Below are 25,485 nucleotides of genomic sequence, written 5' to 3'. Positions count from 1 at the left end.
AAATAAGGTCTTAACATGCAAAAAAAGCAATTTACCATAGCCTTTTACAATCTCGAAAATCTTTTTGACATTTACAATGACGCGGCCACCAATGACGATGATTATTTACCGGATTCGGCAAAAAAGTGGACGTCCAAGCGGTATTACAATAAAATACACAAACTTGGTTATGCCATAAAACATATAGGAATGGAAGACACCGGGTTTCCTCCTGCTCTTATTGGGTTTGCCGAAGTGGAAAACAAACGGGTTTTAAAAGATTTAATCACAGCAAGCGACCTAAAAGCGTTTCATTACGATTTTGTGCACTACAACTCTCCCGACGAACGCGGCATTGATGTCGCCTTACTTTACAACACACGGGTTTTTAATGTGGTTCACACCGAAACCTTCCCCTTAAACATTTACAACGACGATGGCAGCAAGGACTATACGCGCGACATTCTTTTGGTCTCTGGCTCCTTAAACGGCACGCTTATACACGTTCTTGTAAACCATTGGCCATCGCGTCATGGTGGCGAGGACGTAACGGCCCAAAAACGTCTGGCTGCTGCTAAAAAGGTTATTGAAATTATAGATATTATAAAAGCTGAACATGACAATCCTAAAATTTTGGTTTTAGGCGATTTTAACGACGACCCCTTTAGCAAAAGCCTAAAGCATCTTTCGAAAACTCAAGGCCTTTACAACCCTATGGCGACGCTTCAATCACACAATAAAGGCACCACGGTGCATTATAGAGCATGGAATTTATTTGATCAGATTTTGTTTAGCACCAATTTTTTTGAAACGCAGCAAGGCGCACTTACCTACAGAGAAAGCGCTATTTTTAACGAGCGCTTTTTACAGGTTTTTAGAGGCAAATACAAAGCCACGCCCTTTAGGACGTATGTTGGTAAAAAATACCAAGGCGGGTATAGCGACCACTTTCCCGTATACATTGTTTTGGAAACCGTTTAAACAAAAAAACCTCGCGAATTGCAAGGTTTTTTTATATTTCTAAATCAATAATGTATTAGTTTTCAACCAATACTCTAAAATTATCTATTTCAAAGGTACCATCAATAGTTCCTGTACTTGGAGCATTACTACCACTATTATCGCCTCCTACATATTTAAATGCAATATAAACATTACCCGAGTACTCGCTTAAACTAATTAGTCCAGACCCTACCCAATCTTGGTAATGAGTGCTATCACCCACTATTGTCCCTGGCAATGCGCTCCATGTCGCTGTAGCAATGTTTGCCTGGTTTCCATCCCAATCGGTTGATATTAACAATTCTAATTCACTATCATCAGAAAAACTATTAGACGATTCAAAACTAACAAACTCAAGGTCTTGTGCATCCAAATCGATAGCAGGGGAAATTAACCAAGCTATATTTACTGGCGTTCCCGAGTTATAAGCTCCCATAGAAGCAATGTTCGTGTTGTTTTGATTGTCGCTAGAATTAAGAACTCTCCAATTGTAGTTCCCTTCCTCTGCGTAAGCAGTCCATCCATTACCACTAACAGTAGTACCTGTTGGCATAGACTCAAAATCTTCTTCTAAAACCACCGAGAAATCCTCAATATTCAACAAAGAACATCTTGTATCGGTAAAGTTTACACCGTCTAAATCGTTTAATGCTAACACCAAGCTAGCGCCATCGAAAGTTTTGTTAACCACAGCAGTAATAGCACCGTTTGCAGTAGGTAATAATTCGTACTTAAACGAAGCAAAGGCACTTGTTTCTAACTGAAAGTTTGAATAATCGAACCCGTCGCATGCTTGTAAGGTTCTTCTTGTATCGAAATCCTGCTCCGAATCGAAATAACGTTCTCCTTCTAAACTATCTTCAAACTCTACACCATTAACTTTTACTAAAAGTCCTACGTGAGCTCCAGAAATTTGTGAAAAGCTTACTTCTAACGGCACCATTTCTTCGGTAACTGTTGAACGTAATACTTTGTTTTGCGTTTGATTGCTGCTTAACTGTGTAACAGTCGTTCCGTATTGGTCGGTTTCTGTTCCGCCACCAATGGTTATTACCCCATTACCAACACGCTCTTCACCAATATAAAGTCCGTTTAAGTTGACATAAACCTCACGACCTACATTGTATTTGTTATAGGTATCTACTAGGTTTAAAACCACTTTAATGGCCGTGGTTGGGTTTGTTGGCGAATCTTGGATAAAGAACTCCTTAAAGAAGTTTCCTGTTCTATCGGAAGACGACACATAACCTTTTATATAGATTTCGGTATCTACAGGGTCTATAAATTCGCCCTCTTCGTACATGGCCTTCGCTTCTGCTATACTTATTACAGTTGAAGAAGCGATTAATGCTTCAAGTTTTTCATTTTCTTCATCGCCAAAAGAAGATGGGATGTTAAAATCATCATCCTGAACACATGATACAATAGCTAAGGCCGCTATCATACCAAAAAACAGTGTTAAAAATTTATTCGCTTTCATAAGTTTTAATGTTTTTAATTAATGTATTCTTTTTCAGTTTTTTTTAGAATCTAAAGTTAAGGTTTACAAAGTAAGTAGCCCCACGTCCGTACCAATATTTTGGTCCAAACACACGTTTAGGCAGGTTTACGTCGTCTCTAAGGGTTCTGTAATCAGAACGTCTTCCTTGTTCGTAACCACCTGTTTTGTATACTTCATCTAGTAGGTTGTTAACACTAGCAAAAAGGCCAATGTAATAGTCGCCTACTTTCCAAGACTTTCCTCCTATTAAATTCACTGTAAAATAATCGTCAAATTTTTCTTGCTTTAAAAGCTCTTGGGCTACATTTTCATTGTAGTCATTAAATGGCAGGCCATCATCTGCTAGGTAAAATCTTTCCGATCTTGCTAATGGGCTTACATCGACATACGTATTGTTAAAATAATTTACGGTTGCACCAAACCACCAGTAATCTGGATCGCGGTACTCGAACCCTACAGAGTATGCGTGCTGTGGGCCACTCGCTAATTTATAATCTTTTAAATTTGCTACCGATACCTCGTTGTCTGCTACCAAATCTACACCGGCATCGTTTACAAAATCTTCTGAACTGGAGGTTGTATAAATATTAGGGTTGTTGGCATAAGTAAACTGCCCTACAGAAGCTACCCCTTTAAGTTTAAGGGTTGGTAACACTTGGGCTTCGATGCCTAGTTCTCCTCCAATATGTTGCTTATCGATACCTGTTAGAACTTCCTGTAGGAATCCTGTTCCGCTTCCTCCTTGGGTAAAGAAGAATGAGATTTCGTTAGCATCTTCCATTAGGGTATAGTACCCTGTTAATTTAGCGTTCACTATTGGCGAACGGAAAATATAACTTGCATCGACCGAAGTAATTTTTTCTTCAACCAACTCTACATTAGAAAGTTTGTTGCCGTTTACCGTACCTACGTAATCATGGCTTTCTCTAGAATTGGTAAACACGTTTCTAAAGTTTGGAGCTTGTGTAATATACCCACCATTAACATCGATAAGGTGTTTTCCTGAAATTTTATAGGTAAACCCTCCCTTGGCACCAAAGCCATTAAAGGTTAGCTTATCGCCTTTACCATACGAGTTATTGGCATGACGGCCGTTTCTGTACAACCCTTCTCTTTGGTATTGGGTATTGGTATAGCTTGCTGCCGCGTAAAAGTCTACTTTTGAGTACTTAAATTGTGCTTGGGCGTGTCCAGAAACCTCATCGGCAAAAATATTGTAGTTATATTTAAACCTATCGCCTTCAAAAGCCACATAATCTGGATTGTTTAAATCGTTTGGTGCCATGGCATCAGATAACGCATAGCTATCTTTGTTAAGGTATCCTGTGGTACTACCAAGCAGGTCGATAATCTCTGCAAAGTTCTCCGATTTCAGTTTTTTATAATTAATCGATGCATTTAATAAAATGTTCTCGTTAAGTTCTGAACTTAAAATAGAGTTTACCATTAGTTGCTTATCGTCGTTTCTATCTTCGTAAAGTGCGTAAGCAGCATAATTGCTTCCATTAACGGCAATGTTATTGTTTAGGTTAGCCCCTATAATGGTTTCCCAATCTATTTGGCCATCGTTAATAAAATTTTGCTCGGCAGCATAGGCCCCTGCTAAATCGCCATCTTCTAAAAATGCACTTGGTAAATTTTGGTAATAAGCCGGGCTAGGGTTTCCACCACCAGCATAATCTAAACGGCTATTTCCTTGTTTACCAAATTGGTAAGCCACATTAGTATTTAACTGTGTTTTCTTGCTAATATCCCAATAGTGGTTAAGCATTAAAACAGGCTCTTCTATTTCTTTTATTCTTGAGTTTTTCTTCTCACCATCGTACCATCCCCAGTACTCGTTGTACTTTATACCTTTTAAATCGTATACTTCTTGAGTGTTTGGCGACGATTTTCCGCGTCGGTTAGGCGTGTAAATCGAGGTGAAGTTTATGCTGTGCTTGTCGCCAAGTTTTTTCTCGACAGAGGCAAAAAACGAGTTCGAATCGTAAAGTGTGGCTTCTTGGTAGCCTTCTTTACCCCAACGTCTTCCTACCATAAAGGTAAAAGCCCAGTCGCCTTTTAACATGCCCGAGGCATAACTTGCCATTAAGCGGTTGGTATAGCTTCGGTTAGATGTTGAATAGGTAATTCGGCCGCCTTCTCTGTATTGCGAGGCTCTTACGTTCATGTTGGTTGTTCCTAGAATACCGCCAAAGTTATAAGCCGAAGGCTGTAAGCCCGTGGTTAATTCTTGGTTGCGAAGCACATCGTTTAAGCCACCCCAGTTACTCCATTGCGGACGCCCGTTGTACAGCTTGTTCATTTCGATTCCGTTTATCAAAACCGAACCGTTTTCAGAGTCTAAACCTCTTACTCTAAAGAAAGACGAGCTAAACTCAAAAGCTGCTGTGCGTTGAAACACATCTTGAGAAGACTGCAACAAACCAGAGATGTTGTCCATGCCGCTGGTGTCGTCGTTCAATTCATCGTCAGACAGGGTAATGGTAAACAAATCGGCTTTTGTAACCACTTTATCCAACGTCATGTCGGTAATGTTAACCTCTTGTCCTTGGTTAACCACAATGGGGTAGCGTTTAGAAACATACCCGCTTTTGGAAACCTTCAAAACCTGTTCGCCTAAAGGCACCGATTGCAAAAACTGAAATTCTCCCGAAGCATTTGTTGTTGTAGAAAGCTCGCTGCCTTCAATAGTTACAATAACATCTGGGATAGGCTCGAAAGACTCTCCTTCAGATACACTTCCTTTAACCACAGTCTGCTGCGAAACAGCTGTAATTGTAGAAAGCATTCCAAATAAAAAAATAAATAATCCTTTTTTCATACTATGAGTTATAGTTAATAGTTCTTTTAGCGATAAATAATAATTATTTAAAGCTTGCAAATTTACATTATTTATAATAAATATCTACTTTTGGCGTAACATTTGTATTTAGATAACAATAACATAACATATTGATTTTGATGAAACATTTTAAACTTTCAGCGCTTTTTTTATTCGTTTTAATGGGCTTCTCATTACATGCCCAAAACGAAAAAAAGTACATCGCCCACACGGTTGCCTTCTACAACCTTGAGAACCTTTTTGATACTGAGAATGATACCAAAAAACTAGATGAAGCCAGCCCTATTATGGAAATGAAAGGCGACATTGAAAGTGTTTACAAAAAGAAAGTACAAAACATGGCACGGGTTATTGCCGATATTGGTAAAGACGTAACCCAAAACGCACCCGCCATTATTGGGGTTTCTGAAGTGGAAAACAGAGCCGTTCTTGAAGATTTGATTAACGACCCACAACTTTTTAACCACGACTACGGCATTGTACATTACGACTCGCCCGATGTTCGTGGGATTGATGTTGGGCTATTATTCCAAAAAGCTCTTTTTACCCCCTTGCATACCAGCAAGCACGAGCTTGTAATATACGACGACAACTCTAGAGACCGTATTTACACCAGAGACCAACTGCTTGTTAGCGGAAAACTTGATGGGGAAATGATTCATATCTTGGTTAATCACTGGCCATCGCGCCGTGGTGGTGAAGCCAGAAGCAGACCTAAGCGTGTTGCCGCCGCAAAATTGTCTAAAAAGATTGTAGACTCGCTTCAAAATATAGACCCCTACGCCAAGGTTTTTATTATGGGCGACCTTAACGACGACCCTACCAACGACAGCCTTAAAAAGGTTTTAAAAACAGAAGACGACAAAGAGAAGGTTGATTTTAAAGGCATTTACAACCCTATGGAAAGTTTCTTTAAAAAAGGTCTAGGCTCTAATGCTTATAGAGACAGCTGGAGTTTATTTGATCAGATTTTAATTACCCAGCCGCTACTGGAAAAAGACTTCTCTTCGTTTAGGTACTACAAAGCAGGTATTTTTAACAAAAACTACCTAGTGAACAAGCATGGCAGATGGAAAGGTTACCCCAAGCGCAGTTTTTCCAACAGCAGTTTTACCGACGGGTTTAGCGACCACTTCCCGGTATATGTTTACATTTTAAAAGAGGTTGTAGAATAAGCTTGCAGTAAAATAAACAGCTATAAAAAAAAAAGCGACTCGAATGAGTCGCTTTTTTTATAGGTTATGACAACCATACATCCCAAGGTATTCTAGAAAGAAACAACACTAGGGCTATGGTATAAAATATGGCTATGGTATTGAACTTAGCCTTAGAGATAAGCTTTTTCTTGTGTTTTGAATAGCCTATGGTAATTAAGGCAATTGCAATAAGGTTAATTATAGGGTGCTCTATTAAGTATAGTCTAGCAACTTCGTTTTTCATAATGCCTCCCATGCCCAAATCTCCAAAAAGGGCCATTCTAGGAGAGACCAGATAAAGCACAATTCCTATTAGTAACTGTAAGTGGGACACAATTAGCGCAAATAAGGAGATTCTAAAATCGAAGGCCAAGTAGTCCTTTCCTGTGGCGCGCTTTACCAAACTGTTTATTGCAGCAATAAAAAGAATTAGCAAAACAATGTAGGCCCAATAAGAGTGTAGTGTTTTTACGGTATCGTACATATTTTTAAAAATTAGTTATTTATATCTTCACAAAGGTAATGAATAAACCCATAAAAAAACCCCTTCAATTTGAAGGGGTTTTTAATACCTTATTTTCTAAGATTAGAAGTTATAACGGATGCTTGCATTCCATGTTCTTCCTATTCCTAAATAATATCCAAAACTATCTCTTTGGTTAATGTATGATTCGTTAAATAAATTATACACATTCCCTCTGAACACTATTTCGTTTACTCCTAATTTAAACTTATACGTTAAACCAGCATCAGCTAAGGCATAAGCAGGCAACCTAACAGATTCGTACTTGCCTCCAGCTAAAGCTTCGGCTGCAACATCTGAAGGGTCTACAAACTCGTATAAATCTGTGTAAATATTATATGTTCCGTCCACCGATAGATTATCCAACAAATCAAAACTAAGTCCTAATCCAAAAGAAGTTTGAGGTGCGTTACCTACTTTCACATCGGTTAGATCGACTTTACCATCTGTTGTAATGAAATTACCAGTATCGTCATTTTGTAATGTGTAAGGCGTTTCTCCATCATACTTCCAGTTCCCTAAAGAACCATATCCTTTTAAGCTCCAATTAGCTGCAACAGGTCTGTATTCAAAGTCAAATTCCACACCTCTGTGTACTTGAGTAACATCGGTCATTCTATAGGTACTAAACTGATCGTCGCTTGTTCCAACCATACCGTCATCTCCTGGCTGTACTGGCCCATTGATTGCCAAGTATCTGTTACCCCATTCGGTATTATAAACATCTATGTTAAGTCTTAACACTTTATTTTTAAAGCGGTAGCCGCCTTCGAAAGAAAGGATTTCTTCATTATCTACTTCTGGTGAAGCTAACTCATTGCTATATCTAACATTAGCGAAAATATTGTCTAAAAACGGCTGTCTTGAATAAAAACCAGCATTAGCAAATAAGGCGTGCTCATCGTTTAATTTATATGCTGCTCCCCCCTTAATGTTGTATCCTGCTTTACTAACTTTTTCAGATTTTCCTTTTCCATCACCATATCCAGAAAAGAATCCTTCTCTTTGATATGATTGCGTAGAAACTGCTCCTTGCACAAATGCTGAGAAACTATCGTTTTTATATTCTACTTGACCAAAACCACCCACGTATTGTATAACTTCCTCGTAGTTATAGTCATAACGTTGATCGTCATCGGCGTAATCAAATAAAGCTGACCATGGGTTTGCTTCAAATGTTTCGGTAATTACATAATCACTTGGGCGATCTGTTCTAAAGTTATCATTATAACCATTAAGCCCTAGTTTGTTTTCTAATTGTCTAAAGTGAATACCATTGTACGTTCTTCCATCTACTCCTATGTTCATGTTCCAATTTTCATTGGCTTCATAGTTTAAGTTTGACAACAATCCGTACCAGTTATGCGCATTAACAGAAGATCTTCTTAAGTAAGAGTCACCAAAATTACCATTACCATTTGCATCGGCAGTAGCAATGTTATTTTCAACGATAGCATCAAAATTAATTTCTCTTTCGTTTAAACCACTAATGCCTAAATCTCCATTTCTAATACGACCATTACCTACATTACCCGTTCCGCCACCGCGGCCCCAAGAAGCATATGCTACAGTAGATAAGTCTAATTTGTCATTAATATTAAAGTCCCAGTTTAAGTTTGCCACTGGTTTGTGGTAATAATTGCGTCTTTCTGTAAAACGTTCACCGTTTAGGAACCCTGAGTTATCGTTAGCTTTTTCACCATAAGTTTGGTAAAACTCTAAGTCTTCTGAAAAGTTTTGGTCGTGCCATTGTGGCGCTCCTGTTAATAGGAAGTTGAAGGCGTGTTTATCGTTTGGCTTATACCCAACCGATATCAAGTAGTTCTGACCTTGCCCTGCTGTTCCTATAGAATATTTTCTATGGGCTTGCCAATGGTCTACAAGAAATGAGAAAGCCCATCCTTTATCACTTAAACCTGTATCATAAGAAGCCGTTCCTTTAAAATAGCTATCGTTTCCTGATAGAAATCTTACAAAACCACCTTGTGTTTTATCTGTTGTTTTAGATACAATGTTTACCGTTCCACCTACTGAAGAAATGGCTAATTTAGAAGCACCTAAACCTCTTTGTACCTGTACAGCATTAGCAACGTCACTCATTCCTGACCAGTTAGACCAATACATTCTACCATCTTCCATACCATTAATTGGTTGACCATTTAACATATAAGCTGTGTTGGTTTGGTCAAAACCTCTTAAAAATATCTGGCTATCTCCAAAACCACCAGCTTGGTTAGACACGTAAACTGAAGGAGTGTTTTTTAATGCTTCACCAAATTCAACATTTCCAGCAGATTTTAATTGAATGTCTGCTCCTTTTATTGTAGATACTGCTACAGGAGTTTCTCTTCCCTCTGCCAAATCAACAATTCCAGTTCCTATAATAACGATTTCTTCTAAAGAATTGTCTGGTGTTAAGGCAATTTCGCCTAAGTTAGCGTTGCCATTAAAAGATAATGTTACTTTACCGTAACCTACATACGAAATAACCACTTCGCCAGAGGCGGCCTCTGTAGTTAAAGTAAAGTTTCCGTCAAAGTCTGAAGACACACCGTTTGAAGTTCCTTTCTCAACAATGTTTGCTCCAGGTAACGGGGCGTTCATTTCGGCATCTTTTACCGTACCTGTTATGGTGCTCTGTGCCATAGAAAAAGCAGTAAACATAAATGCTACTGCCATAAATAATCTAGTAATGTTTCTCATGTTATTAAAAGATAATTGGTTTTAATTTTCGGCAAAATTACGCAACTTTATCTATTATACATTACGTAATTGTTAATTATGCATGCATATTATTTTTCTACTAAAAACAGCTTTCCTAATTTAAAGGCTTATTTACTTGTTATCAGATAAATACAATATTTTAATCAACAAATTAATTAACAATTAGCTTTTTAACGCCTTGTAATATGCGATTAAATGCTGTGTAGATGGGTCGTGATGCCCTATGTTGGCAGCCTTGAAGTCTTTTAAAATATGGCCGGCCAATTGTTTGCCTAATTCTACGCCAAATTGGTCGTAGCTAAAAATATTCCAAACTACCCCTTGCACAAAAATCTTATGCTCATATAACGCGATAAGTTTCCCGAGACTCTCTGGTGTTAGCTTGTTTATAAAAAGGGTATTGGTTGGCTTATTGCCCTCAAAAACCATGTATGGCAGCAGCCTGTCTATTTCGGTCTTAGAAACCCCTTTAGCCTCTAGTTCCTGCACAGCTTCTGCTTTGGTCTTACCGTTTAGCAAAGCCTCGGTTTGCGCCAAAAAGTTTGAAATAAGCTTATCCTGGTGATTGTTATTTTGGTGAAGCGCATTTACAAACCCAATAAAATCGGCTGGGATTAACTTAGTCCCTTGGTGAAACAACTGAAAGAACGCATGCTGCGAATCTGTTCCTGGGCCACCCCAAATAATGGTTCCAGTTTGGTAGTCTACAGCTTCTCCATTTCGGTCAATACTTTTGCCGTTACTTTCCATAGTGCCTTGTTGCAGGTATTTTGCCAGAGTATTTAAATAACTGGAATACGGAATAACCACCTCGCTTTCGGCATTAAAAAAGTTGTTGTACCATACAGACAGCATCGCTAAAACCACCGGAATATTCTTATTAAACGATGCACTTTTAAAATGGTTATCCATTTTGTTGGCACCTTCAAGCAGCTTTTCAAAATTGTCGTATCCTAAAGCCAAACTTATGGTTAGACCTACCGCACTCCACAACGAAAAACGCCCGCCAACCCAATTCCAAACTAAAAAAATGTTGTCTTTATCAATTCCAAACACCTGAGGGTTCTCTTCAGATGTAGAAACGGCTACAAAATGTTTGGCCACATCGGCTTTTGCATCAGACTGCAAGAACCACGTTTTTATGGTTTGTGCGTTTGTAAGTGTTTCTTGTGTGGTAAAGGTTTTAGACACAACCACAAACAGGGTTGTTTCGGGGTTTAGTGTTTTTAGGATTTCGGCAACATGGTCGCCATCAACATTGCTTACAAAATGCGTTCTTAAATGGTTTTTATAGTATTTTAGGGTATCGACCGCCATGGCTGGCCCAAGATCAGAGCCGCCTATACCAATGTTTACAACATCGGTAAACGGCTTTCCTGTATACCCTGTTTTTCCCCCGTTTACAACCGCATTGGTAAATGCTTTCATTTTATGTTTTACAGCATAAATATCGGGAACTACATTTTTTCCATCAACAAAAACCGCTGTTGTTTGGTTGGCCCTTAATGCCGTATGAAGCACAGCGCGATTTTCGGTTTCATTTATTTTTTCTCCTGAAAAATAAGCCTCGATGGCTTGTTCCAACTTAACCTCTTTTGCAAGCTCTAAAAGCAACTCAAGCGTTTCGTTAGTCGCCCTGTTTTTTGAAAAATCAACAAGAAAATCCTCCCACCTAATAGACATATTATTCGCACGTGCTGCATCTTGAGCAAACATTTGCTTAATCGATAGGTTCTCCACCTGTTTAAAATGCGCTTGAAGTTTGGTCCAAGCAGCTGTATGTGTGGGGTTAATTTTGGGTAGGGCCATGCGGTTACTGCACTTGACTTATTAGATTTTCTTCTAGCGGGTTTTCTAACAAGGTCTCCTCGGCAAAAGAGATGTTATCCAACTGCAATTTAACTGGTGCAATAGCGTCTAAAAACCGTGTTTTTAAGCTGTCGGAAATAGGTTTGGCCTCGGGCAGTTTTTGTTTAAACGGATCTACCTGACTGCCATTTTTCCAAAATCTATAGCACACGTGTGGGCCAGAGGTATTTCCTGTCATTCCTACCAAACCAATCACATCGCCTTGTTTTACAAAATCGCCTACTTTCACCTTGCGTTTGCTCATGTGAAGGTATTGTGTTGAGTACACCGAATTGTGTTTAACCTTAACATAATTTCCATTGCCTCTTGTATAGCTTGACTTTACAACGGTACCGTTTGCCGTGGCCATGATGGGTGTACCAACGGGGGCGGCAAAGTCTGTACCCTTATGGGGGCGAATGCGGTTGCCATAAAGCGCTATACGGCGCCTAAGGTTATATCTAGACGATATGCGGCTAAACTTAACGGGCGCCTTTAAAAAGGCCCGCCTTAGGTTTTTGGCATCTTCGTTAAAATAATCTACAATGCCCTTTACGGTATCGGTTTTAAATTCAAACGCATAAAATGGCTCTGATTTATGCTCGAAATAGGCCGCTTTTATTTCATTTATACCACCATAAATGCTATCGTCTATATACTTATCGGTGTAAATTACCTTAAAACGGTCTCCTTTTTGCAACCGTCTAAAATCTATCGTCCAAGCGTAAATCTCATCGGCTAGTTTATAGGCCAGTCTTGGGCTTATGCCCTTTTCTTCCAAAGTTTGCGAAATACTATTGTTTATAACCCCCGAAAGTTCTTTCTCGACATAAGTTATGGGCTTTCGGCTTTTATAGGTATGAATGGAATCTTGAAAGTTAATAACCACGTATTCCTCCTTATTGGGCTGGTAAATAAAGCATTTGGGTTCTTGCAATGTATCTTTTGAACAAAGCAGTGTGTACGGCTTCCCGATTTGCAACGAGCGAATATCGAAATCTGATTTGGCCTGTTCTGCAATTTGATAAATTTTGGGGTAGCCCAGTTTGTTGCGCTCCATAATAACCCCAAACGTATCGCCAGAGCGTACGGTATCACGCTTCACGATAAAATCGTTAAGATTAAACCCAAACTCGTAAACCTCTTCTGGTTGGATTACGGCTAGTTCTTCGGTTGGTTCAATTTGGGGCTTTGGGTCTTCCTTGCAGCTGGCAACTAACCAAACTGCTATTAACATTAAACATTTTCTCCCCAATGCTTTAATTCGTCTTCTGTCCATAATTCTGGAAAAAATATTCTTCTTTGATATTTTGGGTGCATGTATTTTACCCATTCACTTCCTCCTGTTGCCTCTGCTGTTTTTCCGCCAATGTTTAAATAATGGTTGGCTGTATTGTAATGTGCCATAACCCATTTTATGTTTACGGTATGGTCGTAATGGCGCATGGCTTCTATTAACCCTTTATCTTCTTTAACTGCTTCGGGAAGGGTTTTAAACTTCGTCCACAGGTTGTTTGTGTTATAGAATTTCGCAAATCTAATAAATTCATCTTTGTATCGCTCCTCAAAAACTGTTAATAAATAGCTTTTCTTGCCTGTTTTGTAATCTTTTCCAGCGGCTTGCCAGTATAAATGCTCGAAAGCATGCTCAAAAGAGGTGTTTCTATCTATGGTTTCCCTAAACCTGTTATCAATTAGGTTAATAAGCTCTGTTGAAGCAAATTCTATTTTCCTGTACTGGGCACTTTGAAATCCGCTTGCCGGGGTTAGTGTGGTTCTAAATTTGTTGTATTGTTCGACCTCCATACCTTCTCTCATAATGTTGAATGAGGAAGTTAGCATGTCGAAATAACGGCTAATACGCATAAGCTTTTCTGAAAAGATCTTTGCCGTAAGCGCTTCGCACTTAGCAACCTGATCTATTTCCCAAAGAATCATTTTAAACAGCAGCTCGTTTATTTGATGGTACATAATAAACACCATCTCGTCTGGCAATACGGTGCGTTGGGTTTGTAAATCCAACAAGGCATCGGTTTGTATGTAGTCCCAATAATTTATGGGTTTACTATAAAGCAAACCTTCTAGGTGGGTGTTTAGGTCCTGTCCTATGCTATCAAACTTCTCTTGTAGTTGGTTGGTTATATGTGTACTCATTAATTTTCTACTACTATTTTAAATGGATGTTTTAACCCTTTAAAAGCGTCTAGGTCAGCTCTTAAGGAGCCCACCGCTAAATCTGCCTTTACTCGCAAAGGTACTCTATTTTTATCGTTAGAAACCCATAAGGTTAAACTTTCTTCCTCTTTAAACACCCGCCCAGCCATAACATAAGGTCTAAATTTTAGGGCTTTTACTTTTCCAAAATTGGTAGATATGGTCTCTTCGCCTAAATATCTAATTTTAAAACCATAGTTTTCTTTATCGAAAAACATGTTTACAAACACCTCTTCGCCTATGTTTAGGTTATCTACATCCAGCTGGTTACGTAAATAGTAAAACGTAGATACCATGTCCTGAACATTGGGTTCTGTTTTAATCACCGATTTTTGCCGGTGTTTTTTATCGTTTACGTATGCTTTTTGATCTTGGTGATCAAATTTAATCTCGATATCTTTAGTATGCCCACCTTCATCAATATCTCTAATAAACCTGTAAGGGATTATGTGTGTTTTGTCGAAAAAACTTTCATAGCGGTCCTCAACCTTAAAAAACCATTTAATGGCGCCTGTTGTCCACCCCTTACCAACCACATGGTAAACGGGTTTGCCCTCAACCATATTATCCTTTACTTCAAGGGTGGCTTCGCCCGCTTTTAAAAAGCCGCTGTAACTCATTTCAAAACGAAACCATTCGCCTACCTTAAAAGCCGATTCGTCCTGGGCATGAAGCAGCTGGAAAGCGGTAAAGAACACTATAGTAATTAGGCAGGTTTTGTTCATTGTTATGCTTTTATAATTGTAACTCGTTTTCATAAAAAATGTGTTTCTTCACATAAATTACAATTACTGTTCCAAATGTATTAAAACAAAAAAACTCCATCAAGATTGTGATGGAGTTTTTAATAATTTAACAAGGTATATTTCTTTTAAAGGGTGCCTCTTTTTTCCTGTTCTCTTTCAATAGACTCGAAAAGCGCTTTAAAGTTTCCTGCCCCAAAGCCTTTGGCGCCCATACGCTGTATAATTTCGAAGAATAGGGTTGGTCTGTCCTCTACTGGTTTGGTAAAGATCTGCAACAAATAGCCCTCTTCATCGGCATCGATCATGATACCCAGGCCCTTTAAGGTTTCAATGTCTTCGCGAAGCTCGTGGCTAAACTCATCTAAACGTCCTGGCACAGCTTTATAATATTCTTCTGGCGGCGTTGACAAGAACTCAACTCCTCTAGAACGCAATGCCGAAACGGTTTTTATAATATCGTCTGTGGCTACAGCAATGTGTTGTACTCCTGGGCCTTCGTAAAAATCTAAATATTCTTCTATTTGCGATTTTTTCTTTCCTTCGGCTGGCTCGTTAATAGGGAATTTAATACGGCCATTACCATTGCTCATTACCTTACTCATTAAAGCCGAATATTCGGTATGGATTTGCTTATCGTCGAACGATAGGAAATTTACAAAGCCCATCACATCTTCGTACCATTTTACCCAAGTGTTCATTTCGCCCCAACCAACGTTGCCTACCATGTGGTCTATAAACTTTAGCCCTACAGGTTCTGGGTTGTAATCGGACTCCCACTTTACAAAGCCTGGCATAAACTGCCCTGTATAATTCTTGCGTTCTACAAACATATGCACGGTTTCGCCATAGGTATAAATTCCTGCACGTACTACTTCGCCATGCTCGTCTTTCTCTACTGTTGGCTCCATATAGGACTTTGCCCCTCTTGAGGTGGTCTCTTCCCATGCGCTTCTGGCATCGTCTACCCAAAGTGCTACGATTTTTACACCATCGCCATGTTTTACAATGTGGTCGTTAATAGGGTGCTTGGAGTTTAATGGTGTGGTTAAAACCAATCGTATCTTGTCTTGTTTTAAAACATAAGACACGGTTTCTCTGCTTCCTGTTTCCAGACCTTTATAGGCATAGGATTGAAATCCAAAAGCCGTTTTGTAAAAATGCGCTGCCTGCTTGGCATTGCCTACGTAAAACTCAACATAATCGGTTCCTAAAAGCGGAAGAAAGTCTTCGGCGCCTTCAAATATTTTTTCTAACCCGTAATTTACTGATTCTATATTCTTGCTCATATTTAATGTATTTTAAAGAAACTAAAGGATAAAAATGGCCTCTTTTGCCGTTTTTCTGAACCTCTGTAGTATTTCTTCAAGTTTATTTAATTTTTATTTTCACGTTGAAAAGCGTCTACCAAAAGTAGAGCTTACTTCTATTAAACCTTATTCCAACCACGATTTAAAATAATCTTCATCTGCAATTTTTAAAGCGTCCTCGGTAATTTGAAGGGGCTTAAAGGTATCTACCATAACGGCTAGCTCATCGGTTTTTACTTCTCCTATGCTTCGCTCGGTGGCTCCTGGGTGTGGCCCATGTGGAATTCCCGCAGGGTGCAACGATATGTGCCCGGCATCGATATCGTTTCGGCTCATAAAATCGCCATCTACATAATACAACACCTCATCGCTATCAATGTTGCTGTGGTTGTATGGTGCTGGAATGGCTTGTGGGTGGTAATCGTATAACCTAGGCACAAAACTGCACACTACAAACGCATCGGTCTCGAAGGTTTGGTGTACTGGTGGCGGTTGGTGCACACGCCCTGTAATGGGCTCGAAATCGTGAATGGAGAATGCATAAGGGTAGTTATAGCCGTCGTAGCCTACCACATCAAACGGGTGTGTGGCGTAAACCATCTCGAAAATATCGTCTTGCTTTTTTACTTTTATAAGAAAATCGCCAGTCTCATTATAGGTTTCCAACTCTTGGGGCTGGCGTAAATCGCGCTCGCAAAATGGCGAATGCTCCAACAATTGCCCAAACCAATTGCGGTAACGTTTTGGAGTGTATATGGGACGACGCGACTCTACAATAAACAAGCGGTTGTCTTCGGTATCGAAATCTATTTTATAGATTATCCCTCTTGGCACCAACAAATAGTCGCCATACTTAAAATCGAGATTCCCCAACATAGTACGAAGCTTACCGCTGCCTTTATGTACAAATATTAGCTCGTCGGCATCGGTGTTTTTGTAAAAATAGTCTTTTGTAGATTGCTTGGGTGCGGCAAGTATAATACTGCAGTCGCTATTGGTAAGCACGGTTTTTCGACTGTCTAGATAATCGGTTTCTTGGGGCACTTTAAACCCATGAAATCTATACGACTGTATGCTATTGGCCTTTGCTATTTTGGGTGCTACGCTATATTGGTCTTTTATTTCCTTAACCTGGGTTGGCCGATGCTCGTGATACATGTTGGTAGACATGCCATCGAAGCCTATGGTGCCAAACAATTGTTCGTAATACAAACTACCATCTGGCTTTTTAAATTGTATGTGTCGTTTATGGGGAATGCTCCCTAACTTATGATAAAAAGGCATTTTAGTTTTGGTTTAAAAATATGAATGCTACTAAACAAAGTGCGATAATCGCCTTAGACTACGTCTTGCATAAAGATACAAAATAAGTCATTTATTCGGGGTTTCTCTTAATGAGAAAATGAAGATGACGCAACAAATCTTTCCAAAAGAGTTTCATGCCTTCAAATATGCGAATTTTTCAACGATTTTTCAAACGATCTTTCTAAAACCAAAACCCTAAGTTAAAAAAGAAGTAATTCTCCTTAATCTCTGGCGACCAAGTATACTTAAGTTCTATAGGCCCTAAAAACGTTTCATAGGCATAACCTAGAGCATACCCCGTATGGTCTGGAGCATTAATCCAATCGCCTGTCGAAAAAATATCGTCGTCTACATTAGCATAGTTGGCTGCTAAGTTTAAATGGTGTTTTTTAAACAGCTCGTAATCCAGTGTAAACCGGCCATTAATAAAACTATCGCCAGAAAGTGAAAAGTAGTCATACCCATAAAACGCAGTAAAATTGTTTATAAAATTCTGGCCATATCCTCCTAGAACAAAGTCTAAAAACGGGTCTTCATTTTCCCCTATCCTAAACCCGCCTTGGGTTGTTATGTTTGCGGTAAGCTTACTGGTAAAACTTTTGGTATAACCAATGGTTGCCTTTCCTATAGAATACTCAGAAAACGTATTATTGTAATCCGACGAATATAGATACACATGAAAATTACCATCAAAGAAAAAGCCTTCGTTTGGGAAATACTTATTATCGTAGGTATCGAATTTTAACCCGCCAAACAAACTAAGGTAGTCGCTATTTTCGAAAACAGTTTCTTTATTGTTAAACAGGACGGTTTGCGTACTCACTTTAAGATTTTTGTGTTCTGCGCCCAAAGTGAGCGAAAAATCCCTTCTGAAGAGCGTTTGCAAATAAATTTGGTTGGTAAAATCCTTAAGCCTCATATCCAACTGATTAACCCCCGGGAAATAACTCTCCTCAAAAAGGAAACTGCTTGGGGTTTCGTGCTTAAATTGGTTAAAACGCGATTTTAGTCCTATGCTCCAATAAAACCCTTTATCGATGTAATACTCAAAATTGTATCTAATATTATCTCCAGCAATAATATCGAGCGAAACAACATCGTTGCCCATAATAAGTTGTTTTTTTGTGATGTTTAACAACGCAGCACTTTTATACAAATCGTCATAATGCACCCCAAACTTTAAAAACGTTTTCTTCTTGCTTTCTACCACTTTAAGGTCAATATTGTATGCGCCGGGCTCTGTAGCAGATTTAAACCCATAGCTTATGCTCTCGAAATTATTGGTAGCAGCCAGGTTATTTACCCCATCGACAAAAGCATCGAATTTAATGTTATCGCCCTGACGAAATTTTAATTTCCCCAAAACATAGGCTCTAGAGTATTTTAAGTTACCAGAAACGTTAATAGCGTTTATTTTAACGCTATCTACCGGCTGGATTTTCATGTTCTTTACAGGCGCCTCTCTAAGGTTTTGAAGTGCCAAAAGCTCAGGCATTTTTTCCCTTGCCGCATGTTCGCCGTTAAAAATAATCTCCCTACCATCATCAAAAGACACCACAGTATAGGCTTCTATGTCTGGTTTTATATAAATATCGGTGATTTTAGATTTCGATTTCATCGCATTAATTGTGCGATAATTGTTTATTTGAAGCAACACATCCAAGGCCGAATCCAGCTCGTCTCTAGTTGCCAAATCGTCTTGAACATCGACACCTATCACTAGGTCCGCACCTCGTCTTTTAAGCTCTTCAATAGGGTAGTTATCTGCAACACCACCGTCTATAAGCAGTTTCCCATCTATATTTATAGGCTGAAATAACGACGGGAAGGCACTGCTAGCCGTTATGGCCTGAGGCAGGCTACCCCGATCTAAAATTACGGCCTCTCCTGTTTCTACATTGGTTGCCATACAGAAAAACGGGATGGGCAATTGGCTAAAATCGTCTACATGGCTTACATGCAACGTTAATTTAGACAGTAGGCTAAACGTATTTTGCCCCCTTGACAAGGCCGAAGGCAGCTTGAGCTTAAACTTGTCGAACGGCAGGGTTATGGCATATTTTTCGGAGTTGTCTCGCTCGTAAAATGTTTTGGCCTTTCGTGGCAGTTCATCATTTATAATCTTATCGAAATCTACCCCTTCAAAGATCGAGTCGATATCCTTACCCGAATACCCCGACGCGTACAATGCCCCTATTATGGATCCCATACTGGTTCCTGCAACATAATCTACTTTTATCCCCAAGCTATCTATTACCTTTAAAACCCCAATATGCGCTAGACCCTTGGCCCCACCACCACTTAACACCAACCCTATTTTTTTGGGGGGTGCCTGACTGGCTGGTTGGTTGTCCTGTGCAAATACAGCAATATGCAGTGCAAGCAATACTATGGTTAAAGTTTTTTTCATGGCTTGTGGTAATAATTATATATCTTGTTTGCCTTGTGCGAGCCCACAACATCTTCCAGCTCATCCAGCTTGGCATTGGTTATGCGCTTTACCGATTTAAAGGCCTTTAACAGCTGAACAATTGTTTTCTCGCCAATTCCTGGAATGGTTTCCAGCTCGGTATTTAAGGCACTTTTACTTCGTTTATCCCTATGGTGCGTTATTCCAAAACGGTGTGCTTCGTTACGCAATTGCTGAATGATTTTTAGGGTTTCGCTTTTTTTGTCTAAATATAAGGGAATTGGATCGTCTGGATAAAATAATTCTTCCAAACGTTTCGCAATCCCGATGATTGCTATTTTACCTCTTAATCCCAGAGCATCTAAACTTTTTAACGCCGATGACAGCTGTCCTTTGCCTCCATCAATAACAATAAGTTGGGGCAAGGGTTTTTCTTCTTCCAACAACCGTTTATAACGCCTGTACACCACTTCTTCCATCGAGGCAAAATCATCAGGCCCTACCACCGTTTTTATATTAAAATGCCGGTAGTCCTTTTTGCTGGGCTTACCGTTTTTAAACACCACGCAGGCCGCCACGGGATTGGTGCCTTGTATATTCGAATTATCGAAACACTCGATATGGCGAGGCGCCTCACTTAACCGCAAATCGGCTTTCATTTGTGCCATAATACGGTTAGCATGCTTGTCGGGGTCCGTCATTTTCACCTGCTTAAAGCGCTCCATTCTATGGTATTTGGCATTTCGTAAAGACAAATCTAAAAGATGCTTTTTATCGCCCAATTTGGGTACAGTAACTTTTATATCATGGCCCACGTTTATTTTAAAAGGCACAAAAATCTCTCTAGAGGTTGAGTTAAAGCGTTGGCGCAGCTCGGTAATGGCCAATTCTAAAAGGACCTCGTCGGTTTCTTGTAGCTTCTTTTTTATTTCTAGGGTGTGCGACCTAATAATGGCACCATAGGAGAGTTGTAAAAAGTTAACATAGCCGTAGCTTTCGTCGCTCACTATGGTAAACACATCTACATTGCTAATCTTAGGGTTTACAACCGTAGATTTGGCTTGATAGTTTTCTAAAATCTCTATTTTCTCCTTTATTTTCTGAGCTTCCTCAAACAGCATGTCTTGGGCATACTGCTGCATTTGCTGTTTAAACTGATGCAAGGACTCTTTAAAATTTCCTTTTAGTATTTCCCGTATAGCGGCAATGTTGTTGTGGTAGGCTGTTTCGGTTTCCAGTCCTTCGCACGCGCCTTTGCAATTTCCCAAATGGTACTCTAGACACACTTTATACTTTCCTGCATCTATTTTTTCTTGAGCCAGATCGTAATTGCATGTTCTAAGCTGAAACACGCCTTTTATTAACCCCAACAAAGTGCTTACCGTTTTCATGCTGGTATAGGGGCCAAAATATTCGCTGCCATCTTTTATTACCCGCCGGGTTGAAAACACTCTAGGAAAGCGTTCTTTTTTAATACAAATCCAGGGGTAGGACTTATCGTCCTTTAGCATAACATTATACCGCGGCTGGTATTTTTTTATCAGGTTGTTTTCAAGCAGCAAGGCATCGGTTTCGGTATTGACCACAATATGCTTAATGCTCGCAATTTTTTTAACCAGCACCTTGGTTTTGCCATAATCGTGCTGTTTGTTAAAATAAGAACTTACACGCTTTTTAAGGTTTTTGGCCTTTCCTACGTATAAAATTTTATCATCGGCATCAAAAAACTGATACACTCCTGGCAGATTTGGCAATGTTTTTAGCTGTACGTTAAGCGTTGTTTCACCCATTATTTCAAAGGTACTTATTTTAATTTTCAGTGGTGAAAAATTAATGCATTTTTATATTCTGAAATTTCGTAAATTGATTACTTTTCGCCACTTTTTTATAAACTATAAAAAAACACCATGCAAAAACCAATAATAGGTCGTGTAGATAAGGTCGATTTTCCTAGCCTAGGTCTCTTCAATATCGATGTAAAAATTGATACGGGTGCTTACACCTCTGCCATCCATTGCTCTGAAATAATAGAAGAGAACAACACCCTAAAATGCACCTTCTACAGCAAGGGACACCCTAATTTTGGAGGCGACGAAGTTACCTTTACCGACTACTCCCGAACCGATGTTAAGAGTAGCAACGGCTATAAGGAAAACAGGTTTAAAATAAAATCTGATATTGTTATATTTGGTAAAACGCATACAATTAACTTAACTTTAAGCACCAGAGACGACATGAAGTTTCCTGTGCTTATTGGTCGCCAATTTTTAAGCCACAAATTTCTTGTCGATGTTAACAAACAAAACATATCATATAATAAGCGCCTAGATGAACATTGTCATACTCTCTAGAAACATTGGCCTATACTCAACCAAGCGCCTGGTTGAAGAAGGTGTAAAGCGGGGACATCAAGTTGAAGTTATCGATCCGCTAAAATGCGAAATCATTATCGAAAAGGAACAACCTAAAATTTATTATAGGGATCGTTATTTAGATTATGTCGATGCCATTATCCCACGCATTGGCTCCTCGGTAACATTTTATGGTTGCGCTGTGGTTAGGCAATTTGAAATGATGAACGTCTTTACGACCGTCACCTCAGATTCCATTATACGCTCGCGCGATAAGCTGAGAAGCTTACAACGTTTAACCAAGGCCGGTGTTGGCATGCCAAAAACCGTTTTCACCAACTACTCCAGAGATGTAGAAGAAGTGATCAACTCGGTTGGTGGCACGCCGGTAATTATTAAACTCCTAGAAGGCACTCAAGGTCTTGGTGTGGTTTTGGCCGAAACCAAAAATGCTGCCGAATCGGTTTTAGAAGCCTTTAATGGACTTCAGGCTAGGGTTATTGTACAAGAATTTATTAAAGAAGCCAAAGGCGCCGATTTGCGTGCTTTGGTTGTAGATGGCCAAGTTGTTGGCGCCATGAAACGCCAAGGTAAAGAAGGTGAGTTTCGCTCTAACCTGCACCGTGGCGGCTCTGCCAACATTGTTAAGTTAAATGAAGCCGAATTAAAATTGGCCATGCAAGCCTCTCGAGCCTTAAAATTACCCGTTTGTGGGGTTGATATGCTACAGTCAGATCGTGGCCCCTTACTTTTAGAGGTCAACTCTACCCCCGGACTAGAAGGCATAGAAAAGGCCACAGGCAGGAACATTTCACGTTCCATTATTACATACATTGAAAGAAATTATAAATGATCTACGAGCAAAAGCAAATCATAACGGTATTGGGAAAGCAGATTAGAGCTGGGGAAAGTTGTGAATTGACTTTTGGCGTAGCCAACTTACACACCTCTTCGAGTGTTGATGTTCCTGTAATTGTAGAGCGCTCTAAAAAGCCGGGGCCCGTAATCTTGTTTACCGCAGGAATTCATGGCGATGAAGTAAACGGCGTAGAGATTGTGCGTCAAATCATTGCCAAAGGCATAAACAAACCCAAATGTGGCACCGTAATTTGCATGCCGGTTATAAACGTTTTTGGGTTTGTACATTTGGTTCGCGAATTTCCAGATGGCAGGGATTTAAACCGGGTGTTTCCGGGTAGCAGAAAAGGCTCGCTGGCAAGTCGGGTAGCCTATAAACTTACAAAAGAAGTTCTCCCAGACGTCGATTTTGTTTTAGATTTCCACACCGGTGGCTCAAAACGATTTAATGCCCCACAGCTAAGGCTTATTAAAAACTCGCCAGAATTGGAAGCGCTTGCTAAGGTGTTTAACCCCCCATTTATTCTATACTCGAGAAACATAAAAAAAACCTTTAGAAATGCCTGTACCAGATTGGGTAAGCCCATGCTGCTTTTCGAAGGCGGAAAATCCTTCCATATCGATTCTCAAGTTACCAATACTGGTGTAAATGGAGCCAAACGTGTTTTAAAGCACTTTAACATGTTGGCTTCAAAATTTAAAACCTCTAACCCCACAAAAAACCCTGTTTTTATCGATAAAAGCCGTTGGCAACGGGCAAGCTTTTCGGGCATGTTCAAGCCCGTCGCAAAAATTAACACCTATGTTAAAAAAGGCGAGGTTATTGGTAACATTACCGATCCCTACGGCAAGTTTAACCATTTTGTGAAAGCTTCACATACAGGCTACATTATTAATGTAAACGAATCGCCCATTGTGTACCAAGGCGATGCCCTGTTTCATATTACCGTAAAACTTAAAGACTAGTTTTGTAGCATGCCAACAAAAGCCCAACTTAGAAAAACATACAAACACAAACGGCAACAGCTTACTCCTGCGCTCATTGACGATTTAAGCCTTAACATCTCTAACCAACTGTTAAAGCTTAATATTTGGGACCATGCCTATTACCACATTTTTTTAAGTATTGAAGAGCAACGTGAGATTAACACCGATTATATCCTGAACATCCTCTCAGGAAAAGACAAGCATATCATCATTTCTAAAAGCGATTTTAAAACGTTTAAAATGACACATATCTTACTAACAGATGCTACTGTTATTAAGAAAAACCACTACAACATACCCGAACCTGTTGATGGTATTGAAATCCCCGATGCTAAAATTGAGGTTGTTTTTGTACCGCTTTTGGCTTTTGATAAGCAAGGCCATCGCGTAGGTTACGGCAAAGGGTTTTACGACACGTTTTTATCGAAATGCAACCCAGATACTTTAAAAATTGGGTTGAGCTTTTTTGAAGCTGAAGATTGTATTGAAGACACCTTTAAAGGTGATATTGCTTTAGATTATTGCGTAACTCCTAATAAAACATACACCTTTTAGGCTAATCTGCTTTTGAAAATGCTTTTTTATTAAACACAATTAGCAAGCCAAAGCCAGTACTAATAGCGACATCGGCAATGTTAAATACGGGCTCGAAAAAGGTAAAATACGTGCCCCCGTAATAAGGAATCCATTCGGGCAAATAGCCTTTCCAAATCGGAAAATACAGCATATCGACTACCTTGCCATGCAATAACGAACCATACCCGCCACTTTCTGGCAAAAAGGCCGCAACCTGACCATGGCTATCACTAAAAATAACACCGTAAAACACCGAATCTAAAATATTGCCTAAGGCGCCAGCAAAAATCAAGGCTACGGCTATCACCAATATCTTAGGGCTTTGTTTTCTACAAACGTCATACAACCAATAGCCAATACCAAAAATGGCCACAATACGAAAAACACTTAATGCTAGTTTGGCGGTTTTATCGGAGATTGAAGGGATAATATCGCTTAATTTGGTACCCCAAGCCATGCCGTCGTTTTCAATAAAATAAATTCGAAACCATTTAAAAACCTCAACATCATCGCCAATGGCAAAATGGGTCTTAATGTAAATTTTACTTATTTGATCTACAAGTAAAATAGCTATAATAAGGACAATCGATTTTTTTAACGACATAAACAAGGTTGTGGGTAAAAATAGGAATATTATTCAGTATCGAAACATTAACAGCATAGGATATTAAAACAAAAAACGCTTCTGTGTAGAAGCGTTCTTTTGGGTTATGCTATTTAAGCCTCCTTTATTTTTGCATGTTCTTGGCCTCAATACTTAAGGTTGCATGGGGCACTAGTTTTAAACGCTCTTTTTTAATGAGCTTTCCTGTTACACGGCAAATGCCATAGGTTTTATTCTCTATCCTGATTAGGGCATTTTTAAGGTCGCGAATGAATTTTTCCTGACGAATGGCCAATTGCGAATTCGCTTCTTTACTCATGGTCTCACTACCTTCCTCAAAAGCTTTAAACGTTGGCGACGTATCGTCTGTGCCATTGTTTAAATCGTTCATATAAGCCGATTTGATTAAACCTAAATCATGTTCAGCCTTATCAATCTTCTCTTGAATAATTTGTCTAAACTCTTCTAAATCTTTATCTGAGTATCTTACGTTTGTATCTGTTGACATA

General features: G+C 39.3%; 20 protein-coding genes. 6 read left to right on the top strand and 14 right to left on the bottom strand.

Features of this window, described 5'->3' with window-relative positions:
* Window positions 1–15: 15 nt before the first annotated feature.
* Window positions 16–960, top strand: a complete 945-nt coding sequence (locus IA57_RS06110) for an endonuclease/exonuclease/phosphatase family protein (RefSeq protein WP_036120661.1) — start codon at window positions 16–18, stop codon at window positions 958–960.
* A gap of 55 nt (window positions 961–1,015) precedes the next feature.
* On the opposite strand, the gene IA57_RS06105 is transcribed toward IA57_RS06110, so the two are convergent.
* Window positions 1,016–2,461 (bottom strand): DUF5689 domain-containing protein, encoded by a 1,446-nt coding sequence (locus IA57_RS06105; RefSeq protein WP_036120658.1) that lies wholly within the window; start codon window positions 2,459–2,461, stop codon window positions 1,016–1,018.
* Window positions 2,462–2,504: 43 nt separating this feature from the next.
* Window positions 2,505–5,306, bottom strand: coding sequence for a TonB-dependent receptor (locus tag IA57_RS06100; protein WP_036120655.1), 2,802 nt, complete (start codon window positions 5,304–5,306; stop codon window positions 2,505–2,507).
* A 140-nt stretch (window positions 5,307–5,446) separates the two neighbouring features.
* Between IA57_RS06100 and IA57_RS06095 the strand changes: the two genes are divergently transcribed.
* The gene (locus tag IA57_RS06095) at window positions 5,447–6,502 is read left to right on the top strand and encodes an endonuclease/exonuclease/phosphatase family protein (RefSeq protein ID WP_036120649.1); all 1,056 of its coding nucleotides are present in this window, start codon (window positions 5,447–5,449) and stop codon (window positions 6,500–6,502) included.
* 64 nt (window positions 6,503–6,566) lie between these two features.
* Here IA57_RS06095 and IA57_RS06090 read toward each other — a convergent pair whose 3' ends face one another.
* From IA57_RS06090 to uvrC, 10 genes are all read right to left on the bottom strand, one after another.
* Window positions 6,567–7,007: a hypothetical protein gene (locus tag IA57_RS06090; RefSeq protein WP_036120646.1), complete on the bottom strand. Its 441-nt coding sequence runs from the start codon at window positions 7,005–7,007 to the stop codon at window positions 6,567–6,569.
* Between the two features lie 102 nt (window positions 7,008–7,109).
* Window positions 7,110–9,749: a TonB-dependent receptor gene (locus IA57_RS06085; protein ID WP_036120642.1), complete on the bottom strand. Its 2,640-nt coding sequence runs from the start codon at window positions 9,747–9,749 to the stop codon at window positions 7,110–7,112.
* 183 nt (window positions 9,750–9,932) lie between these two features.
* Complete coding sequence (gene pgi, locus IA57_RS06080; RefSeq protein ID WP_036120640.1) at window positions 9,933–11,579, bottom strand: glucose-6-phosphate isomerase; 1,647 nt, start codon at window positions 11,577–11,579, stop codon at window positions 9,933–9,935.
* A 4-nt stretch (window positions 11,580–11,583) separates the two neighbouring features.
* Complete coding sequence (locus tag IA57_RS06075; protein ID WP_036120638.1) at window positions 11,584–12,855, bottom strand: peptidoglycan DD-metalloendopeptidase family protein; 1,272 nt, start codon at window positions 12,853–12,855, stop codon at window positions 11,584–11,586.
* A complete protein-coding gene (locus IA57_RS06070; protein ID WP_036120635.1) occupies window positions 12,855–13,772 on the bottom strand; it encodes a tryptophan 2,3-dioxygenase family protein in 918 nt (305 codons plus the stop codon). The genes IA57_RS06075 and IA57_RS06070 overlap by 1 nt, the downstream gene beginning before the upstream one ends.
* Window positions 13,772–14,557: a DUF3108 domain-containing protein gene (locus tag IA57_RS06065; RefSeq protein ID WP_036120632.1), complete on the bottom strand. Its 786-nt coding sequence runs from the start codon at window positions 14,555–14,557 to the stop codon at window positions 13,772–13,774. Before IA57_RS06065 ends, IA57_RS06070 begins: the two co-directional genes overlap by 1 nt.
* 146 nt (window positions 14,558–14,703) lie before the next feature.
* Entirely contained in the window at window positions 14,704–15,864 is a 1,161-nt protein-coding gene (gene hppD, locus IA57_RS06060) for a 4-hydroxyphenylpyruvate dioxygenase (protein ID WP_036120629.1), read from the bottom strand.
* Between the two features lie 147 nt (window positions 15,865–16,011).
* Entirely contained in the window at window positions 16,012–17,169 is a 1,158-nt protein-coding gene (locus IA57_RS06055) for a homogentisate 1,2-dioxygenase (protein ID WP_036120626.1), read from the bottom strand.
* A gap of 202 nt (window positions 17,170–17,371) precedes the next feature.
* Window positions 17,372–19,600, bottom strand: coding sequence for a patatin-like phospholipase family protein (locus tag IA57_RS06050; RefSeq protein ID WP_036120623.1), 2,229 nt, complete (start codon window positions 19,598–19,600; stop codon window positions 17,372–17,374).
* Window positions 19,597–21,390, bottom strand: a complete 1,794-nt coding sequence (gene uvrC, locus IA57_RS06045; RefSeq protein WP_036120620.1) for an excinuclease ABC subunit UvrC — start codon at window positions 21,388–21,390, stop codon at window positions 19,597–19,599. Before uvrC ends, IA57_RS06050 begins: the two co-directional genes overlap by 4 nt.
* Window positions 21,391–21,507: 117 nt before the next feature.
* Here uvrC and IA57_RS06040 point away from each other — a divergent pair, with 117 nt between their 5' ends.
* Genes IA57_RS06040 through IA57_RS06025 form a run of 4 tightly spaced genes read left to right on the top strand, consistent with a single transcriptional unit; the run spans window position 21,508 to window position 24,351 of the window.
* Entirely contained in the window at window positions 21,508–21,951 is a 444-nt protein-coding gene (locus IA57_RS06040; protein WP_036120617.1) for an ATP-dependent zinc protease family protein, read from the top strand.
* Complete coding sequence (gene rimK / locus IA57_RS06035) at window positions 21,929–22,804, top strand: 30S ribosomal protein S6--L-glutamate ligase (RefSeq protein WP_036120615.1); 876 nt, start codon at window positions 21,929–21,931, stop codon at window positions 22,802–22,804. The genes IA57_RS06040 and rimK overlap by 23 nt, the downstream gene beginning before the upstream one ends.
* Window positions 22,801–23,775, top strand: a complete 975-nt coding sequence (locus IA57_RS06030; RefSeq protein ID WP_036120613.1) for a succinylglutamate desuccinylase/aspartoacylase family protein — start codon at window positions 22,801–22,803, stop codon at window positions 23,773–23,775. Before rimK ends, IA57_RS06030 begins: the two co-directional genes overlap by 4 nt.
* 9 nt (window positions 23,776–23,784) lie before the next feature.
* Entirely contained in the window at window positions 23,785–24,351 is a 567-nt protein-coding gene (locus tag IA57_RS06025) for a 5-formyltetrahydrofolate cyclo-ligase (RefSeq protein ID WP_036120610.1), read from the top strand.
* A gap of 1 nt (window position 24,352) precedes the next feature.
* On the opposite strand, the gene IA57_RS06020 is transcribed toward IA57_RS06025, so the two are convergent.
* Together IA57_RS06020 and IA57_RS06015 are read right to left on the bottom strand one after the other, a co-directional pair.
* Window positions 24,353–24,976 (bottom strand): lipoprotein signal peptidase, encoded by a 624-nt coding sequence (locus IA57_RS06020; protein ID WP_036120607.1) that lies wholly within the window; start codon window positions 24,974–24,976, stop codon window positions 24,353–24,355.
* 124 nt (window positions 24,977–25,100) lie between these two features.
* Entirely contained in the window at window positions 25,101–25,484 is a 384-nt protein-coding gene (locus IA57_RS06015) for a TraR/DksA family transcriptional regulator (protein WP_036120604.1), read from the bottom strand.
* Window position 25,485: the final 1 nt, after the last annotated feature.

It is taken from the genome of Mangrovimonas yunxiaonensis (genome assembly GCF_000733475.1).
Classification (GTDB): domain Bacteria; phylum Bacteroidota; class Bacteroidia; order Flavobacteriales; family Flavobacteriaceae; genus Mangrovimonas; species Mangrovimonas yunxiaonensis.
Note: the sequence above shows the minus strand (reverse complement) of the source record. Positions and strands in the feature narration are given on the sequence as shown.

What these genes read in the sequence shown, in the direction of transcription:
- IA57_RS06110 (WP_036120661.1), top strand. Translation starts at nt 16, where the DNA reads ATGCAAAAAAAGCAATTTACCATAGCCTTTTACAATCTCGAAAATCTT.
- IA57_RS06105 (WP_036120658.1), bottom strand. Translation starts at nt 2,461, where the DNA reads ATGAAAGCGAATAAATTTTTAACACTGTTTTTTGGTATGATAGCGGCC.
- IA57_RS06100 (WP_036120655.1), bottom strand. Translation starts at nt 5,306, where the DNA reads ATGAAAAAAGGATTATTTATTTTTTTATTTGGAATGCTTTCTACAATT.
- IA57_RS06095 (WP_036120649.1), top strand. Translation starts at nt 5,447, where the DNA reads ATGAAACATTTTAAACTTTCAGCGCTTTTTTTATTCGTTTTAATGGGC.
- IA57_RS06090 (WP_036120646.1), bottom strand. Translation starts at nt 7,007, where the DNA reads ATGTACGATACCGTAAAAACACTACACTCTTATTGGGCCTACATTGTT.
- IA57_RS06085 (WP_036120642.1), bottom strand. Translation starts at nt 9,749, where the DNA reads ATGAGAAACATTACTAGATTATTTATGGCAGTAGCATTTATGTTTACT.
- pgi (WP_036120640.1), bottom strand. Translation starts at nt 11,579, where the DNA reads ATGGCCCTACCCAAAATTAACCCCACACATACAGCTGCTTGGACCAAA.
- IA57_RS06075 (WP_036120638.1), bottom strand. Translation starts at nt 12,855, where the DNA reads ATGTTAATAGCAGTTTGGTTAGTTGCCAGCTGCAAGGAAGACCCAAAG.
- IA57_RS06070 (WP_036120635.1), bottom strand. Translation starts at nt 13,772, where the DNA reads ATGAGTACACATATAACCAACCAACTACAAGAGAAGTTTGATAGCATA.
- IA57_RS06065 (WP_036120632.1), bottom strand. Translation starts at nt 14,557, where the DNA reads ATGAACAAAACCTGCCTAATTACTATAGTGTTCTTTACCGCTTTCCAG.
- hppD (WP_036120629.1), bottom strand. Translation starts at nt 15,864, where the DNA reads ATGAGCAAGAATATAGAATCAGTAAATTACGGGTTAGAAAAAATATTT.
- IA57_RS06055 (WP_036120626.1), bottom strand. Translation starts at nt 17,169, where the DNA reads ATGCCTTTTTATCATAAGTTAGGGAGCATTCCCCATAAACGACACATA.
- IA57_RS06050 (WP_036120623.1), bottom strand. Translation starts at nt 19,600, where the DNA reads ATGAAAAAAACTTTAACCATAGTATTGCTTGCACTGCATATTGCTGTA.
- uvrC (WP_036120620.1), bottom strand. Translation starts at nt 21,390, where the DNA reads ATGGGTGAAACAACGCTTAACGTACAGCTAAAAACATTGCCAAATCTG.
- IA57_RS06040 (WP_036120617.1), top strand. Translation starts at nt 21,508, where the DNA reads ATGCAAAAACCAATAATAGGTCGTGTAGATAAGGTCGATTTTCCTAGC.
- rimK (WP_036120615.1), top strand. Translation starts at nt 21,929, where the DNA reads ATGAACATTGTCATACTCTCTAGAAACATTGGCCTATACTCAACCAAG.
- IA57_RS06030 (WP_036120613.1), top strand. Translation starts at nt 22,801, where the DNA reads ATGATCTACGAGCAAAAGCAAATCATAACGGTATTGGGAAAGCAGATT.
- IA57_RS06025 (WP_036120610.1), top strand. Translation starts at nt 23,785, where the DNA reads ATGCCAACAAAAGCCCAACTTAGAAAAACATACAAACACAAACGGCAA.
- IA57_RS06020 (WP_036120607.1), bottom strand. Translation starts at nt 24,976, where the DNA reads ATGTCGTTAAAAAAATCGATTGTCCTTATTATAGCTATTTTACTTGTA.
- IA57_RS06015 (WP_036120604.1), bottom strand. Translation starts at nt 25,484, where the DNA reads ATGTCAACAGATACAAACGTAAGATACTCAGATAAAGATTTAGAAGAG.